This window comes from Tardiphaga sp. 20_F10_N6_6, from assembly GCF_052076045.1.
Taxonomy (GTDB): Bacteria; Pseudomonadota; Alphaproteobacteria; order Rhizobiales; family Xanthobacteraceae; genus Tardiphaga; species Tardiphaga robiniae.
In genome coordinates, this window is sequence record NZ_CP197239.1 from 4,009,425 (window position 1) to 4,023,724 (window position 14,300).

At 61.5% G+C, this 14,300-nt stretch carries 12 protein-coding genes and 1 pseudogene; 7 read left to right on the forward strand and 6 right to left on the reverse strand.

Annotation, left to right across the window (positions count from 1 at the left end; all coding sequences use genetic code 11):
- Nucleotides 1-9: 9 nt before the first annotated feature.
- Complete coding sequence (locus tag AB7813_RS19285; RefSeq protein WP_439060142.1) at nt 10-1,374, forward strand: MmgE/PrpD family protein; 1,365 nt, start codon at nt 10-12, stop codon at nt 1,372-1,374.
- Between the two features lie 6 nt (nt 1,375-1,380).
- Here AB7813_RS19285 and AB7813_RS19290 read toward each other — a convergent pair whose 3' ends face one another.
- Nucleotides 1,381-1,668: a DUF1330 domain-containing protein gene (locus AB7813_RS19290; protein WP_439060566.1), complete on the reverse strand. Its 288-nt coding sequence runs from the start codon at nt 1,666-1,668 to the stop codon at nt 1,381-1,383.
- 96 nt (nt 1,669-1,764) lie between these two features.
- Nucleotides 1,765-2,040 (reverse strand): annotated as a pseudogene (locus AB7813_RS19295) (DUF1127 domain-containing protein); the annotation flags it as partial.
- Between the two features lie 71 nt (nt 2,041-2,111).
- Between AB7813_RS19295 and AB7813_RS19300 the strand changes: the two are divergent.
- From AB7813_RS19300 to AB7813_RS19320, 5 genes are all read left to right on the forward strand, one after another.
- The gene (locus AB7813_RS19300; protein WP_439060143.1) at nt 2,112-3,032 is read left to right on the forward strand and encodes a LysR substrate-binding domain-containing protein; all 921 of its coding nucleotides are present in this window, start codon (nt 2,112-2,114) and stop codon (nt 3,030-3,032) included.
- 65 nt (nt 3,033-3,097) lie between these two features.
- Nucleotides 3,098-3,700, forward strand: a complete 603-nt coding sequence (locus AB7813_RS19305; protein ID WP_089263360.1) for a 3-keto-disaccharide hydrolase — start codon at nt 3,098-3,100, stop codon at nt 3,698-3,700.
- A 104-nt stretch (nt 3,701-3,804) separates the two neighbouring features.
- Nucleotides 3,805-4,722: a pirin family protein gene (locus tag AB7813_RS19310; RefSeq protein ID WP_231078718.1), complete on the forward strand. Its 918-nt coding sequence runs from the start codon at nt 3,805-3,807 to the stop codon at nt 4,720-4,722.
- Between the two features lie 66 nt (nt 4,723-4,788).
- Entirely contained in the window at nt 4,789-5,706 is a 918-nt protein-coding gene (locus AB7813_RS19315; RefSeq protein WP_439065356.1) for a phosphoribosylaminoimidazolesuccinocarboxamide synthase, read from the forward strand.
- 174 nt (nt 5,707-5,880) lie between these two features.
- Nucleotides 5,881-8,073: an SLC26A/SulP transporter family protein gene (locus AB7813_RS19320; protein WP_441228267.1), complete on the forward strand. Its 2,193-nt coding sequence runs from the start codon at nt 5,881-5,883 to the stop codon at nt 8,071-8,073.
- A gap of 42 nt (nt 8,074-8,115) precedes the next feature.
- Here AB7813_RS19320 and AB7813_RS19325 read toward each other — a convergent pair whose 3' ends face one another.
- From AB7813_RS19325 to AB7813_RS19340, 4 genes are all read right to left on the reverse strand, one after another.
- Nucleotides 8,116-11,283 carry an efflux RND transporter permease subunit gene (locus AB7813_RS19325; RefSeq protein ID WP_441228268.1) on the reverse strand — a complete coding sequence of 1,056 codons (3,168 nt, stop codon included), beginning with the start codon at nt 11,281-11,283 and terminating at the stop codon, nt 8,116-8,118.
- 8 nt (nt 11,284-11,291) lie between these two features.
- A complete protein-coding gene (locus tag AB7813_RS19330; protein WP_441228269.1) occupies nt 11,292-12,422 on the reverse strand; it encodes an efflux RND transporter periplasmic adaptor subunit in 1,131 nt (376 codons plus the stop codon).
- A gap of 532 nt (nt 12,423-12,954) precedes the next feature.
- Complete coding sequence (locus AB7813_RS19335) at nt 12,955-13,302, reverse strand: hypothetical protein (RefSeq protein ID WP_441228270.1); 348 nt, start codon at nt 13,300-13,302, stop codon at nt 12,955-12,957.
- Nucleotides 13,303-13,369: 67 nt separating this feature from the next.
- Complete coding sequence (locus AB7813_RS19340) at nt 13,370-13,726, reverse strand: hypothetical protein (protein WP_089263347.1); 357 nt, start codon at nt 13,724-13,726, stop codon at nt 13,370-13,372.
- Between the two features lie 277 nt (nt 13,727-14,003).
- On the opposite strand from AB7813_RS19340, the gene AB7813_RS19345 reads away from it, so the two are divergent.
- A complete protein-coding gene (locus AB7813_RS19345) occupies nt 14,004-14,216 on the forward strand; it encodes a hypothetical protein (RefSeq protein WP_089263345.1) in 213 nt (70 codons plus the stop codon).
- Nucleotides 14,217-14,300: the final 84 nt, after the last annotated feature.

Sequence of the window (14,300 nt, forward strand, 5' to 3'; positions counted from 1 at the left end):
GGAAACACAATGGCTAACGAGACTGCAACGCTTGCCGCTTATGTCGCGGACCTGAAATTCGATGACATTCCGCAGGACGTGCTGGAACGCGCCAAGGTCCTTACCCTCGATTATCTCGGCAGCACCATCCGTGCCCGCAGCGAGGCCGAATCCACCCCCTCACTGCTGAAGATGCTGGAAGCCCTGTCGCTGGACGGTAAGGGCGACTCCACCGTATTTGGTGACAGCAAGACTTGGACGCCGGCCGTGGCCGCCCTGCTCAACGGCGCGCTCGGCCACTCGCTCGATTTCGACGACACCCATGCCGATTCCTCACTGCATCCGAGCGCCCCCGTCGTTCCCGCCGCCTTCGCCGTCGGCGAAATGGTCGGCGCCTCCGGCAAGCAGGTGCTGACGGCTATCGTCGCCGGCTATGAAGTCTGCTGCCGGCTCGGCAACGCCCTCGATCCGACCTCGCATTACGCCAAGGGTTTCCACCCAACCGCCACAGCCGGCACCTATGGCGCTGCAGCTGCGGCCGGCAAGTTGTTCGGGCTCTCGAAGGATCAACTGATTTCAGCCTTCGGCGTGTCGGGCAGCCAAGCGGCGGGTTCGCTGCAGTTCCTCGTCAACGGCGCCTGGAACAAGCGCTACCAGGTCGGCGCGGCCGCCATGAACGGCGTGATCGCCGCGACTTTAGCGCGCAACGACTTCATTGGCGCGACCGAATCCGTCGAGGGCAAGCATGGCCTGCTGGTTGGCTATAGCGATAACTCGCATCCGGAGAAGGCCGTGGCCGATCTCGGCTCGGTCTACGAGACCATGAAGATCGGCATCAAGCCCTATCCGAGCTGCCGCTACACGCATGCGGCGATCGACGCATTGGTGGCGATGCGGCGCGAGCACAATCTGACGCCCGAGCAGATCAAGCGCGTCGAGATCGGCCTCCATCGCAACGGCATCACGCTGACGGGCGACGCCGCCACCAAGCGTCATCCGACCTCCATCGTTGGCGGCCAGTTCTCGATGTTCTTTACCGGCGCGCTGGCGCTCGATCAGGGCAGCTTCGGCTGGGACGACTACAAGCGCCTCGGCGACAGCGCGATCAATACGCTGGCCGACCGCTTCGACGTGGTTCAGGACGAACGCCTGGAAGGCAAGCGTCATCCGTTCGGCGCACGCGTCAGCATCCACACCGAAGATGGCGTGCATGAGCGCATCTATGCCGATCCGTCGGGCGAGCCGACATCGTTTCCCGATGCCGTGGCGATGCAGCAGAAATTCCTGCAGCTCGCGCGCCCCGTGCTGAACAATCGCGCCGAGAAATTCGCGGATGCGATCCTCTCGCTCGAGACTTTCGACCGCGTGGCGACGGCGACGGCGCTGGGACGGTAACGGACATCAAGCGCCGTCGATGATGATGAAATCGGCCTCGGCGTATTTTTGCCGGATGGATCTGGCGGTTTCGTATTCCGGGCTACGGTAGCAGGCGGTTGCGGTCGCGTGGTCGGCGAATTCCACCACCACATTGCGATCGCGGGCGTCGCCTTCCATGGTTTCGAAGGCGCCGCCGCGCACGATGAACCGTGCGCCGAACTTGTCGAACGCCGGCTTGGCCGCAGCGAGATATTCCGGATAACGGCCCTCGTCGCGCACCGAGACGCGGACAATCCAGTAGGCTTTCGACATCATGGCTCTCCAGTTTTGATGTGATCGTTGTGACGCGCTCTGCGTCGCGTCGTCGTTGCCACGGCGGGTCACCGCATCAATGCCGGCGCGGGTCACGCCGATATCGCGCAATTCGTAATCGCTCATGGAGCGTAGTTCGTCACGCGCCTGTTGCCGCTCGCGCAGGCATCGCCAGCCGTGACGCAGGGCCGCGACGGCGGCGATCGCGACCGAACGCAACATCCGGCCGCGCTCAGCATGGACACGCCGGATGATGGATCGCTTCAGCGCAGTCCATTGCAGCGGCGTCAGGCGACGGACGTCGTGCGCATACGTTTCGCGTTTGTCGTCGATCATGTCCGCCCCTTTCCGCTGATGGGTGCCGTTGGCCATGCGGGTTTACCCGGCGCATTTCATCCCATAAAATGAATAATCAAGATCATTTCGATCTCATGGAGAGATGTATGGATCTGTCCGAGCTGCGCATCTTCCGCGCCGTTGTGCGCGAAGGCGGTGTGACGCGCGCCGCGGAACGGTTGCACCGCGTGCAGTCCAACGTGACGACGCGGGTGCGTCAGCTCGAGGACGATCTCGGCACGGCGTTGTTCGTGCGCGAAGGCAAGCGCCTGCATCTGACGCCCGCGGGCCAAACGCTCCTCGGCTATGCCGACCGGCTGCTGGCGCTGGCCGACGAGGCCCGCGACGCGGTGCAGGACCCACGGCCGCGCGGCGTCTTCCGCCTTGGCGCCATGGAGAGCACCGCGGCGGTGCGCTTGCCCGGACCGCTCAATGAATTTCACCGCCGCTATCCCGACGTGCAACTCGAAATGCGCATCGGCAATCCGGAGACCCTCGCGAAAGGCATCCTTGCCGGTGATCTCGACGCCGCCTTCGTGGCCGAGCCGATTGCCGCGGCGCCGTTCGACCGCATGCATGCGTTCGACGAGGAGCCGGTGATCGTGTCGTCGCCACGCCATCCGCCGATCGGGCGCAAGGACAGCGCGCCGCGCTCGGTACTGGTGTTCGAGAACGGCTGCCCGCATCGCAAGCGGCTGGAAGACTGGTATGCAAAGCGCGGCGAGATGCCCGAGCGCACCATCGAACTCGGCTCCTATCACGCCATGCTCGGCTGCGTAGTCGCGGGTATGGGCATCGCGCTGCTGCCGGAAAGCGTGCTGTCGACATTCCCGGAAGGCAAGCGGCTCACCGTGCATCGCCTGCCGAGCGGCGAGAATCACGCCGAGACGGTGCTGATCTGGCGCAGGGGCGCGGCTTCGCCGAACGTCCAGGCAATGCAACAGGTGCTGCTGGACGAACGAACGACCCGCGGCCCTGCAGCTAAGCGCAAGGCATCAAGCGTTAACGCACCGCACAATGTGAAGTAGATTTACAACCGCATTCTCCCGTGGCTAACGTCACGCCAATAAAAAGCAAACAGGAGGAGACCTTTATGTTGCGCGTTACAGCGATTGCAGCCGGATTCGTTATCGGCGTTGCGGCTCTTACGACAATCCAGCCTGCCATGAGCCAGTCTGACGGCTGGGTCACGCTGGTCGACAGCACCAAGATGGGCGACTGGGACAAGGTTGGCGACGCCAACTGGGAGATGAAGGACGGGGCACTCGCCGCCGACAAGCTGCTCTCCGGCAAGGATCTCGCTTATCTCGTCAGCAAGACGCCCTACAAGGATTTCCAGATCAAGGCCGAGTTCTGGACCGATGCCGAAGCCAATAGCGGCATCTTCATCCGCTGCGATAACCCGAAGGTGATCGATGGCAAGACCTGCTACGAGGTCAACATCTTCGACAAGCGGCCCGACCCGTCCTACGGCACCGGCGCCATCGTCGATGTGGCCAAGGTCAATCCGATGCCCAAGGCGGCGGACAAGTGGAACACCTATGAGATCACGGCGAAAGGTCCGAAGCTCACGGTCATCCTGAACGGCGAAAAGACCGTCGATGTCGAGGACACCAAGCACGCCGCCGGCCCGATCGCCCTGCAGTACGGCTCAGGCGTGGTGAAATTCCGCAAGGTCCAGATCAAGCCCCTGTAAGCACAGCCATTCCTCAGTCCGGACGGAGCGATCCATCCGGGCTGAGGCCCTTTTACCCGCCCCGCCAAATGCTGTTATGATGGCCCCAACCCCACGGAGCCCTCATGAGCTGGCAACCATCAGAAGATCCGATCCTCGGCGACGCGCAGACCTGCGACGCGCTGGAGCTCGTGATCGTGCCGCGCACCCGCGATCTCGGCGACGGCTTCCTCGTCCGCCGCGCCCTCCCCCATGGCAAGCGCCAGATGGTCGGCCCGTTCATTTTCTTCGACCATTTCGGCCCGATGCAGTTCATCTCCGGCAAGGGCATGGACGTGCGGCCGCATCCGCATATCGGCCTGGCCACGGTGACCTATCTGTTCGACGGCGCGATCATGCATCGCGACAGCGAAGGCAATGTCCGCGAGATTCAACCGGGCGCCATGAACCTGATGACCGCCGGAAAGGGCATCGCCCATTCCGAGCGCACTCCAGACGTGCAACGCCGCGACGGCCAGAAGATGCTGGGCCTGCAGAGCTGGATCGCGCTGCCCAAGGGCTCCGAGGAAATCGCGCCGTCGTTCCAGCATTATGCCGCGGACAGCCTGCCGACCATCACCGATACCGGCTTCACCGCACGCGTGATCGCCGGCAAGGCGTTTGGCAAAGCGTCGCCGGTGTCGATGGTGTCGCCATGGTTCTATGCAGAAGTGGCCGTCGAGGCCGGCACAAGCGTGCCGCTCGATCCCGACCATGAGGAACGCGCAGTCTATGTGGTCGATGGCGAGGTAGAGATCGCCGGCGACCGCCATGAGGGGCCGCAACTGCTGATCTTCCGGCCCGGCGACGCGATCACCATCAAGGCGACGCGCAAGACCCGCATGATGTTCCTCGGCGGCGACGCGTTGGAAGGGCCGAGGCATCTGTGGTGGAATTTCGTGTCCTCCAGCAAGGAACGCATCGAGCAGGCGAAAGAGGACTGGAAGACCGGCCGCTTCGCCCATGTGCCCAACGAACACGAATTCATCCCGCTGCCGGAATAGGCCCACTCCTTCATCACGCCGCCGCCGGCCAGACGCCGGACGACTCTGCTTTCGAAAGACCCTGACATGACCACAATGGCCACCAGCGACCTGCCCCTCCCCAAGATCGGTCGCGGCAAGGTGCGCGATATCTATTCCGTCGGCGACGACCGCGTGCTGCTGCTGACCACCGACCGCATCAGCGCCTTTGACGTGGTCATGAACGAAACCATCCCGATGAAGGGCGCGGTGCTGACCCAGATCAGCGCCTGGTGGTTCAACCAGCTTGGCAGCGTGGTCCCGCATCACATGATCTCGGCGGATGCCGACGAGATCATCGGGCAGGTGCCGGCGCTCGCAGGTCACCGGGCCGCTTTGGCCGGTCGCGCCATGCTGTGCCGCCGCACCACCGTCTTCCCGATCGAGTGCGTGATCCGCGGCTACATTTCGGGTTCGGCCTGGAAGGAATATGCCGCGTCAGGCACGCTGGCCGGTGAGAAGCTCGATGCCGGGCTGCTCGAAAGCCAGAAATTCGCCGAGCCGGTGTTCAGCCCGGCCACCAAGGCCGAGACCGGCCATGACGAGAACATTACCATCGCCCGGATGCGCGAGATTATCGGCGAGGAGGATGCCTTCACGCTCGAGAGCATGACTCGCGCCGTCTACACCCAGGGTGAAGAGATCGCCCGCGAGGCAGGCATCATCATCGGCGACACCAAGTTCGAATTCGGCAGGGAAGGCAGTGGCCGCATCATCCTGATCGACGAGGTGATGACCCCCGACAGCTCCCGCTTCTGGGCCGCCGACGTCTATAGACCGGGCCAGCCGCAGCCGAGCTTCGACAAGCAGCCGCTGCGCGACTATCTCGACATCGAGCGCCGCGCCGGCCGCTGGAACGGTGAAGCCCCGCCGCCGCCGCTGCCCCCTGAGGTGATCGACGCCACCAGCAAGCGCTATTTGGAGGCCTATCGCCGCCTGACCGGCACGGAGCTGGTCATCAACTAACAAACTGACCGTCTTTCCGCGGACTGTCATAAAAATAGTCTTGTCCGTACATCTCACCGTCGTCTACCAGAGACGGCGGCGGTTGCGCCTGTCGCGCAGCGCTCCTACAGGTTCGCGCGTGACATACTTCCGGCCCGCACTCCTCATCGCCCGTCATTGCGAAAGTAGCCGCCCATGACTGACACCCTTGTCAGCCCGGGCGTGTTGCGCGCCTGGCGCAATGACGTGTTCGGCGGCCTGATCGCCAGCGTCCTCACCATCAGCTTCGGCCTGTCCTATTCGGTGCTGATCTTCACCGGGCCGCTGGCCTCGCTGCTGCCCTACGGCATTGCCGCGACCTTCATCTCTGCAAGCGTCATAGCCGCCGTGATCGCCCTTGGCAGTTCGTTCCCCTTCGCGGTCGCCGGCCCCGAGAGCTCGACCGCAGCCGTCACCGCCATCCTGGCGGCGGCTCTGGTCGAGCACATCGTTACGGCCGATGCACCGTCTGCCTTGCTTGGCCCGGTGCTCATCACCCTATCCTCGGCCACGATCATCACCGGCATTGTGCTGTGCGGCTTCGGCGTTACCCGCATGGGACGCGCTATCCGCTATGTGCCCTATCCGGTGATCGGCGGATTTTTGGGAGCCACCGCCTGCCTGATCGTCACCGGCGCCATTCAGGTGATCACCGGCTACAAGCTGCAATGGACGAACCTGGCAAAACTCGCCAATCCGATGATTTTCTACGAGTTGCTGGCCGCGGCAGCCGTGGCACTGACCATCTATGCGACTTGGCATCGGTCCCGTAAGCCACTAGGCCTGCCGATGATTCTCATCGGGAGCGTCATAGCGGCTCATCTAGTTTTCAAGATCGCCGGTGTGTCCGTGATCGAGGCACAGGCTATGGGCTGGACCTTCGCATCGCCGCCCAAGGCCAACCTGACCTTACCCTGGGCCTTCTTCAGCGACGGCTATCCATGGCAGGCGCTGCCCGGACTCATCGGCAATTTCATCGCTGTGATCTTCGTGACGGCCGTGAGTACCCTGTTCAATACGACGGGCCTCGAAGTCGCCGCACATCGGGAAGCCGATATCGAACGCGAGCTCAATGCGACCGGGGCGGCCAATATCCTGGCCGGGGTACTGGGAGGCTATGCCGGCTGCATCTCGATCAGCCGTTCGCTCCTGAATCGCAACAGCGGTGCCACGGGGCGGCTTTCGGGCCTCACCGTCGCCGCGGCAGCCGCGCTGATGCTCGTCGTCGACCCCGCGCTGCTGGCCTATATGCCGCGCTTCGTGCTCGGCGGCCTGCTGCTGTATCTCGGCCTCGAGCAGCTCCATCGCTGGATCGTCGACTCCCGCAAGCGGCTGTCGCTGCTCGACTACCTGTCCCTGCTGGCAATCATCATCATTATTCTCACATGGGGGTTCGTGGCCGGCGTGCTGATCGGCATCGTGATCGGCTGCGCCACCTTTGCGCTCAGCGTATCGCGGGTATCCTCGATCAAATACGGTTTCGATGGCTCCGAATATCGCAGTTCGCTCGATCGATCACTTGAGGATCAGCGTACGCTGGCGGCGCATGGCCGCGAAATCCAGGGCCTTAACCTGCAGAGCTATTTGTTCTTCGGCTCGGCCAACCGGCTCTATCTGCATGTCAAGGCGCTGCTGCGCCGTCATCCCGAGTGCCACTATCTCGTCTTCGACTTCAAGCTGGTGACGGGCATCGATTCGTCGGCCGCCCACAGCTTCGCCCAGATCAAGCGCATCGCCGAAGGCCACGGCACCACGCTGGTGCTCGCCAATCTTCATCCCTCAGCCAATCGCAATTTGCGCGCCAGCCTGTTCATCGATGACGCCGTCAAGGTCATGGGCGAACTCGATCACGCGCTGGAGTGGTGCGAGAACGAGGTGATCGCGCGGCATCGTGGACTCGCGGAAGAAGAAGCCAACTTGCGCGACTGGTTCACCAAGATCCTGCGCACCACCGACGATTCCGAAGAACTGATGCGACGCTGCCAGCGCGTCGAGGTCGTTGCCGGCGAGATCATCGTTCAGGCTGGCGACGCTGCCGATTCCATGCACTTCATTCTGGACGGCCGACTCGGCATCATGGTGCCGGCGGGCGATGGCAAGCTGACGCGGGTGCGCAGCCTCGGGCGTTATACGACAGTGGGCGAAATGGGCCTTGTCGCCTATGCACCGCGCAGCGCCACTATCCAGGCAGAGATCGCCAGCGTGCTGTATCTGCTGCGCGCCGACGCCTTCGAGGACATCAAGCAGAACCATCCGGCATTGAGCCAGAAACTGCTGACTTATTTCGTGTCTGTGATGGCGGAGAGGCTGGCTTTTGCGAGCCGGATGATCGCGGTGCTGCGAAGGTAAGAATAGCCGACACAGCGCATCTGAAACGGACGTCGCGATCGTCTACGAGTTGGAGCCGCCGACACCGACGGCCGAATTGGCAGGTTTCGTTGCCTTGCGGCTGGCGCGCCAGTTCTCCCACCTTTGGACAACGACAAAAAAGGTCGGAACGAACAGGACGGCAAGGCAGGTCGAGGCGAGCATGCCCGAGAATACGGTGATGCCGATCGACTTGCGGGCGTTGGCGCCGGCGCCGGTCGCGAGCACCAGCGGCAGCACGCCGAGAATGAAGGCGAAGGACGTCATCAGGATCGGCCTGAATCGCGCACGTGCGGCTGCGACCGCCGACTCCAGTAGTGGTTTGCGATCATGCACGTGCAGTTCGATCGCCACCTCAACGATCAGGATCGCGTTCTTCGCTGACAGCGCGATCAAAAGGATAATGCCGATCTGGGTGTAGAGATTGTTCTCGATCCGCAGCGCGGTGAGCACCGCCATCGGGCCAAGCAGTGACAGCGGCACGGCCAGGATCACCGAAATCGGCGCGTACCAGCTTTCATACTGTCCGGCGAGCACCAGATAGACGAGCAGCAGCGCAAGACCGAATACATAATAGAGCTGATTGCCGACAATCTTTTCCTGATACGACATCGCCGTCCACTCGAATCCCGTTCCCGGAGGCAAAGTCTTCGCTGCGATCTGCTCCATCAATGCCATGGACTGCCCGGAACTGTAGCCCTGTGCTGGCAGGCCGATCACCGTCGCCGTCGGATAGAGATTATAGAGACTGATCAGCGACGGACCCACGGCGGGCGTAATCTTCGCCACGGTGCCAAGCGGAACCATGTTGCCCTGCTGGTTGCGGACCATCAGGTTCTCGATGTCCCGGGCAGTCAGCCGGAATTTGGCATCTGCTTGTGTGTAGACCTGAAAGGTGCGGCCAAACTTGTTGAACTGGTTGACGAAGGACGAGCCCAGATAGGACGACAGGGTTGAGAACACCTGATCCGTCGTGACATGCAGGGTCTGGGTCTTGATACGGTCGATCTCGATATCGAATTGCGGCACCATTGAGCGGAACGGCGAACTGACGCGCTGCAAAGCACTCTGCGTCTGTGCATTCGCCACGATCGCGCCGGTGATCGCCTGCAGCTTGTTATAATCGGCGTTGCCATCGCGCAGTTCGATCTGCATGGCGAAGCCCGCCGCATTGCCGATGCCCTGAATGGGCGGCGGCGGGATCACCAGAATACGCGCCTCTGGAATCACCGACAGGCTCTCGTTCAATCCAACGAACAGCGAACGAAGATCCTGCCCCGGTCCGCGCTCGCTCCATTCTTTCAGGATCAGATAGGCGACACCGGCATTGGCCAGGCTGGAGCTGCTGTCGAGCGCGGAGATGCCGGCGATGGTAACCACCTGTTCCACCGCTGGCGTCTTCGCGGCCAATTCACTGACCCGATCGAGTACACGCTGAGTCCGATCCAGCGCGGCACCATCGGGCAACTGGACTGCGACCAGCAGATAGCCTTGATCCTCGATCGGGATGAAGCCGGTGGGAATCCGGGATAGGCCGTAACCGCCAATACTGATCAGGATCAATGCCAGGACAACCGAGAGATTGCTGTGCGCGACCATGCGACCGATCAGAGCGGCATAGCCCCGTTCGAGCCGGTCGTAGACCCTGTTGAACCCACGATAGAAAAAATTGCGCTTCTCCGGCGGCACCGGGCGGCGCAGCCACAATGCGCATTGTGTCGGCTTCAGTGTGGCCGCATTGACGGCGCTGAGCAGCGCCGTGGCCGCGATGACCAGTGCAAATTGCGCATACATGCGCCCCGTCAGCCCGGGCAGGAATGCCGCCGGCAGGAACACCGAAATCAGCACCAGCGTGATGCCGATGATCGGGGCGAACAGCTTGTCCATCGCGCTGATCGCCGCGTCATGGCCGGACATGCCCTGCTCCATATTGTATGCCGCGCCTTCGACGACCACGATGGCGTCATCGACGACGATGCCGATCGCCAGAACGATGGCGAACAGGGTCGACAGATTGATCGTGAAACCGAGCGCCGCCATCGCCGCAAAGGCACCGATGATCGTCACCGGCACCGTCGTCGCCGGCACCAGCATCGCGCGCCAGTCCTGCAGGAAGATCAGGATGACCACCAGCACGAGAAGGCCAGCCTCGATAAGGGTCTTGTAGACCTCGTTGATCGATGCCTGAACGAATTTCGTGGTGTCGAAGGGCGCGTCGTATTTGATGTCGTCGGGAAATTGCGTGGCCAGCGCCGCCATCTTCTTCTCGACAGCCTTCTCCACCTCGAGCGCATTGGCGCCTGGCGACTGGAATACGCCGATGCCGACGGCCGGCTTCTGGTTGAGCGAGAAGATCTGGCTGTAAGTCTGCGCACCCAATTCGACGCGTCCGACGTCACGGACTCGCGTGACATCGCCATTGTCGCCGGTCTTGACGATGATGTCCTCGAATTCACTGGGATCATCCAGCCGCCCGTTGATATTCAGTGTGTACTGGAAGGCCTGCCCCGCGGGCGTCGGCGGCATGCCGATCTGCCCCGCAGAAACCTGCTGGCTCTGCTGCTGGATGGACTGGATGATATCCTGCGGCATCAGCCCGCGCACTTGCAGCTTGCTCGGATCCAGCCATATCCGCATCGAATACTGGCCGGCGCCGAACACCGTCACATTGCCGACCCCCGACAGACGCGACAACTCGTCCCGGATGTTGATCGTGGCGTAATTGCTCAGAAACAGGCTGTCATAGGTCGCCTTTGGCGACGTCAGTGTCACGAACAACAGGATCGCCGTCGATTTCTTCTGAACGGTCACGCCCTGATTCTGCACGGCGGTCGGCAGCGACGACAGCGCGCTCGATACGCGGTTCTGCACCAGCACCTGCGCAAAATTCAAATCGGTACCGATCTTGAACGTGACCGTAAGTGAATAGGTACCATCGGCTGCGCTGTAGGACTGCATATAGAGCATGTCCTCGACGCCATTCACCTGCTGCTCGATCGGCAGCGCCACCGTGTCCACGATGGTCTTGGCGCTGGCGCCGGGATAGCGCGTCGTCACCTGGACGGTCGGCGGCACCACATCGGGATATTGTGCGACAGCGAGGCCATAGAGCGAGACGCCGCCGATCAGGATCATCAGCAACGCGATGACATTGGACAGGACCGGCCGCTCGATGAAGAACTTCGAAATCATGGCCTGTCCTATTTGGTCGGGGTCGGCGCTTCGATCTTTCTCAGTTGCGGATCGACCTTCTGCCCCGGAATGGCACGCAGCAGGCCTGCAATGACGACGCGATCGTCCGGCTTCAGACCGCTTTCGATGACGCGAAGCTCACCTTCCAGCGGGCCGGTGACGACCTTGCGCTGATCGATGACATTGTCGCCATTCACGACCAGCACATAACGCCCGGCCTGATCGCTGCCGAGCGATACATCCGGCACCAGCAGGGCGTTGTTCTGCTGGTCGATAGGCACGCGCACGCGAACATAAAAACCCGGCAACAGGATGCGATCCGGATTTGGCAGAACACCTCGCACCGGCAGCGTACCCGTCGACTGGTTGATGGTCGGCGAGATGTAGTCGATCTGGCCCTTGTGCGGAAAACCAGTCTCGGTCTGCAGTCCGATCTCGATCGGCAGCTGCCTGAGATCGTTCACCGTCAGCCCGCGTCGCCGGGCTTCATCCCGGATGCGCAGAACGTCCTGTTCGTTGACGTTGAAATTCACATAAATCGGATCGAGCTGCACGATCGTCGCAAGCTGGGTCGGCGACGCCACACCGACCAGTTCGCCAACCGACACCAGATGTGCGCTGACGATGCCGTCAAACGGCGCAATGACATTCGTATAGCCGTAATTGACGGCCGCGATCTTGGTGTTGACTTGCGCCTGCTGCAGATTGGCTTGTGAATTTTCGCGTGTCGCCGTCGACTGCTCGAGCGTTGACTGCGCAACAACCTGGCGGGACACGAGGTCCGACTGGCGTTTGAAATCCGCTTCCGCCTGCTTTGCAGACGCCTGCGCACCGGCTTCCGCAGCCTGCGCCTGTTCCAGCTTCAACTGGTATGTCTCAGGCTCGATCGTGAACAGCGTGGTGCCTTGCTTGACGAAGGAGCCGTCCTGATAGTTGATCGACTGCAGAACGCCCTGAACGCGCGCCACGAGATCGACATTCTTGATCGGTGCTGTATTGCCTGTCGCTTCGAGAAAGCGCGTGATGCCGCGCTGCACAGGAACCGCCACCTCAACTTTCGGCGGCGGTGGCGGCACGAAAGTGTTTTGCTCGCAGGCACTTAAAAAGAGACTCGCCAGCGCGATGCTTGAAACACGCATGACCGTGACATGCTGCAGGTGCTCAATGCGGGTTTTCGGTCCAGATGAACAGGCGCGCACAAATCGCATTGTCCTGCCTCAATCAAAAGACTCTCAAAAAAGCCTTGGCCAAAAACGACAGCCGCCCGCATCAATAGCAACAATCCACTTGTAGTGAAACCGAAACCGTAAAATGATGTCGGACCGAAGTTGTTTTGCGAATGCCTTTCAGAACTCACGCTTCTTGAAGATTTTACGCAGTTGCCCTGACTAACCGGGCGGTAGCAACGAGGATTTCAGCGATGAATTTCATGTTCGGCTTGGCCGCGCGATATCGCGTATCGATGGCTACTATCATTCTAATCGCAATCGCGAGCCCCACCTTTGCGCAAGCGCCGAGCCAGGCGCAGCGTGACGCGATCAAGACGCAGTGTCGCTCGGATTACATCGCGCATTGCTCAAGCGTTCCTCCTGGTGGAGAAGCCTCGCTGCAATGCCTGCAAAAGAATATGGCTAGTCTTTCTGCGGGATGTGCGGGCGCGGTGCGCGCAGTTCAGGCGCCAACTGCGGCACCGAAGGCCACCGCGCCAACGCCTGCTGCAGCGCCCAAGACAGAAGCAACACCACCGGCTACCAAGCCCACACCCGCCACTGCCGCACCAAAGGCGGCAGTGAAAAGCACAGCCCCGCCACCTGCTGCGGCAGCCACAACCGCTGCGCCTGCCGCCGCCGCTCCTGCAGCCATCGTGCTGCGGCCGATGCGGCCACGCGAAGAATTGCTCGTGATGAGATCAGCATGCGGTGGCGACATCAGATCGCTCTGCGGCGGCGTAGCGCCGGGTGGCGGCCGCATCGTGCAGTGCCTGGCCAGCAACAGCGCATCGCTTTCGCCGGCTTGCACCAGCGTCCTTGCGCCATTCGCTCAACGATGATTGAGGCTACGCGACAACGATGACCGACCGCGTCCGCTACTCTCCACGAAAGGCAAGGATCAGCTGTATCAATCGGACAGACAGAATGACGTAACAGAGCGACATGATGATCTGAAGCGCCACGTGCCATTCCAACTTTGCGAGCTTGTAGAGGCCATCGAGGAAATTCAACAGCAACAGAACGATTCCGAACAGCATGACACCGCGGCCGACAAGACCGTGGCGCAAATATCCAAACAGGACGATCAGGGGCTCATTGCTCGACACATGCGCCCCGGCCGAGATGATCAAAGTGCCGATCACCATCTTTTCGACGTGACTGAATATTTCCTTTGAAGCGGGCTCGATATGTCGACCGTGAAAAGTAAGCCACCTGGTTCTGAAATCCGACATGCTTTCTCCTGTTGAGATCAACACCGGGCGAAATCATCACATCGCATGTTTCTGGTCGGCAAGGATTTGTATTTACGAGATTGAATAAAAGTTCTGTCGGATCGAGACGCAAGGCGGCGTCGCAAGATTTCTCATTGACCACTCAGCCTTTGCGTCTCCTGCGAACTACTCTTTGCGCGTGAAGCCACTTCTCATTTGATCGTTCTTAATTCCGCCTACTGAAGCCCACGAACCTTTCTTCGTTTGTTTTGCCAACCAACACAGCCGGGAGATCACCATGCGTACTTTCTTAATGATGGTTGCAGCCGTTCTCGCATTCGGCACGACGATGACGTTTGAAGCCACCGACGCCAACGCCGTCGTCTGCGCACGCGGCGTTTACCGTGCCGGCTGCGCCGGCTATCGTGGCGCCGCGGTGGTGCGCCGCCCGGTGGCGGTCGCGTGCCGCACCGTCTGGGTCAACGGCGTACGCGTACGTCGCTGCTACTGAGCGACGCTGGCTCGGCAATTGGCACTGCCAGCCCAAATGCAAATGCCCGGCACATCTAGCGAAGCTTGCTTCGCGCTGGCCGGG

Excerpts from the sequence above, each read along its gene's own strand:
- AB7813_RS19285 (WP_439060142.1), top strand. The coding sequence starts at position 10 with ATGGCTAACGAGACTGCAACGCTTGCCGCTTATGTCGCGGACCTGAAA.
- AB7813_RS19340 (WP_089263347.1), bottom strand. The coding sequence starts at position 13,726 with ATGTCGGATTTCAGAACCAGGTGGCTTACTTTTCACGGTCGACATATC.
- AB7813_RS19305 (WP_089263360.1), top strand. The coding sequence starts at position 3,098 with ATGTTGCGCGTTACAGCGATTGCAGCCGGATTCGTTATCGGCGTTGCG.
- AB7813_RS19315 (WP_439065356.1), top strand. The coding sequence starts at position 4,789 with ATGACCACAATGGCCACCAGCGACCTGCCCCTCCCCAAGATCGGTCGC.
- AB7813_RS19310 (WP_231078718.1), top strand. The coding sequence starts at position 3,805 with ATGAGCTGGCAACCATCAGAAGATCCGATCCTCGGCGACGCGCAGACC.
- AB7813_RS19320 (WP_441228267.1), top strand. The coding sequence starts at position 5,881 with ATGACTGACACCCTTGTCAGCCCGGGCGTGTTGCGCGCCTGGCGCAAT.
- AB7813_RS19290 (WP_439060566.1), bottom strand. The coding sequence starts at position 1,668 with ATGTCGAAAGCCTACTGGATTGTCCGCGTCTCGGTGCGCGACGAGGGC.
- AB7813_RS19345 (WP_089263345.1), top strand. The coding sequence starts at position 14,004 with ATGCGTACTTTCTTAATGATGGTTGCAGCCGTTCTCGCATTCGGCACG.
- AB7813_RS19325 (WP_441228268.1), bottom strand. The coding sequence starts at position 11,283 with ATGATTTCGAAGTTCTTCATCGAGCGGCCGGTCCTGTCCAATGTCATC.
- AB7813_RS19300 (WP_439060143.1), top strand. The coding sequence starts at position 2,112 with ATGGATCTGTCCGAGCTGCGCATCTTCCGCGCCGTTGTGCGCGAAGGC.
- AB7813_RS19330 (WP_441228269.1), bottom strand. The coding sequence starts at position 12,422 with ATGCGTGTTTCAAGCATCGCGCTGGCGAGTCTCTTTTTAAGTGCCTGC.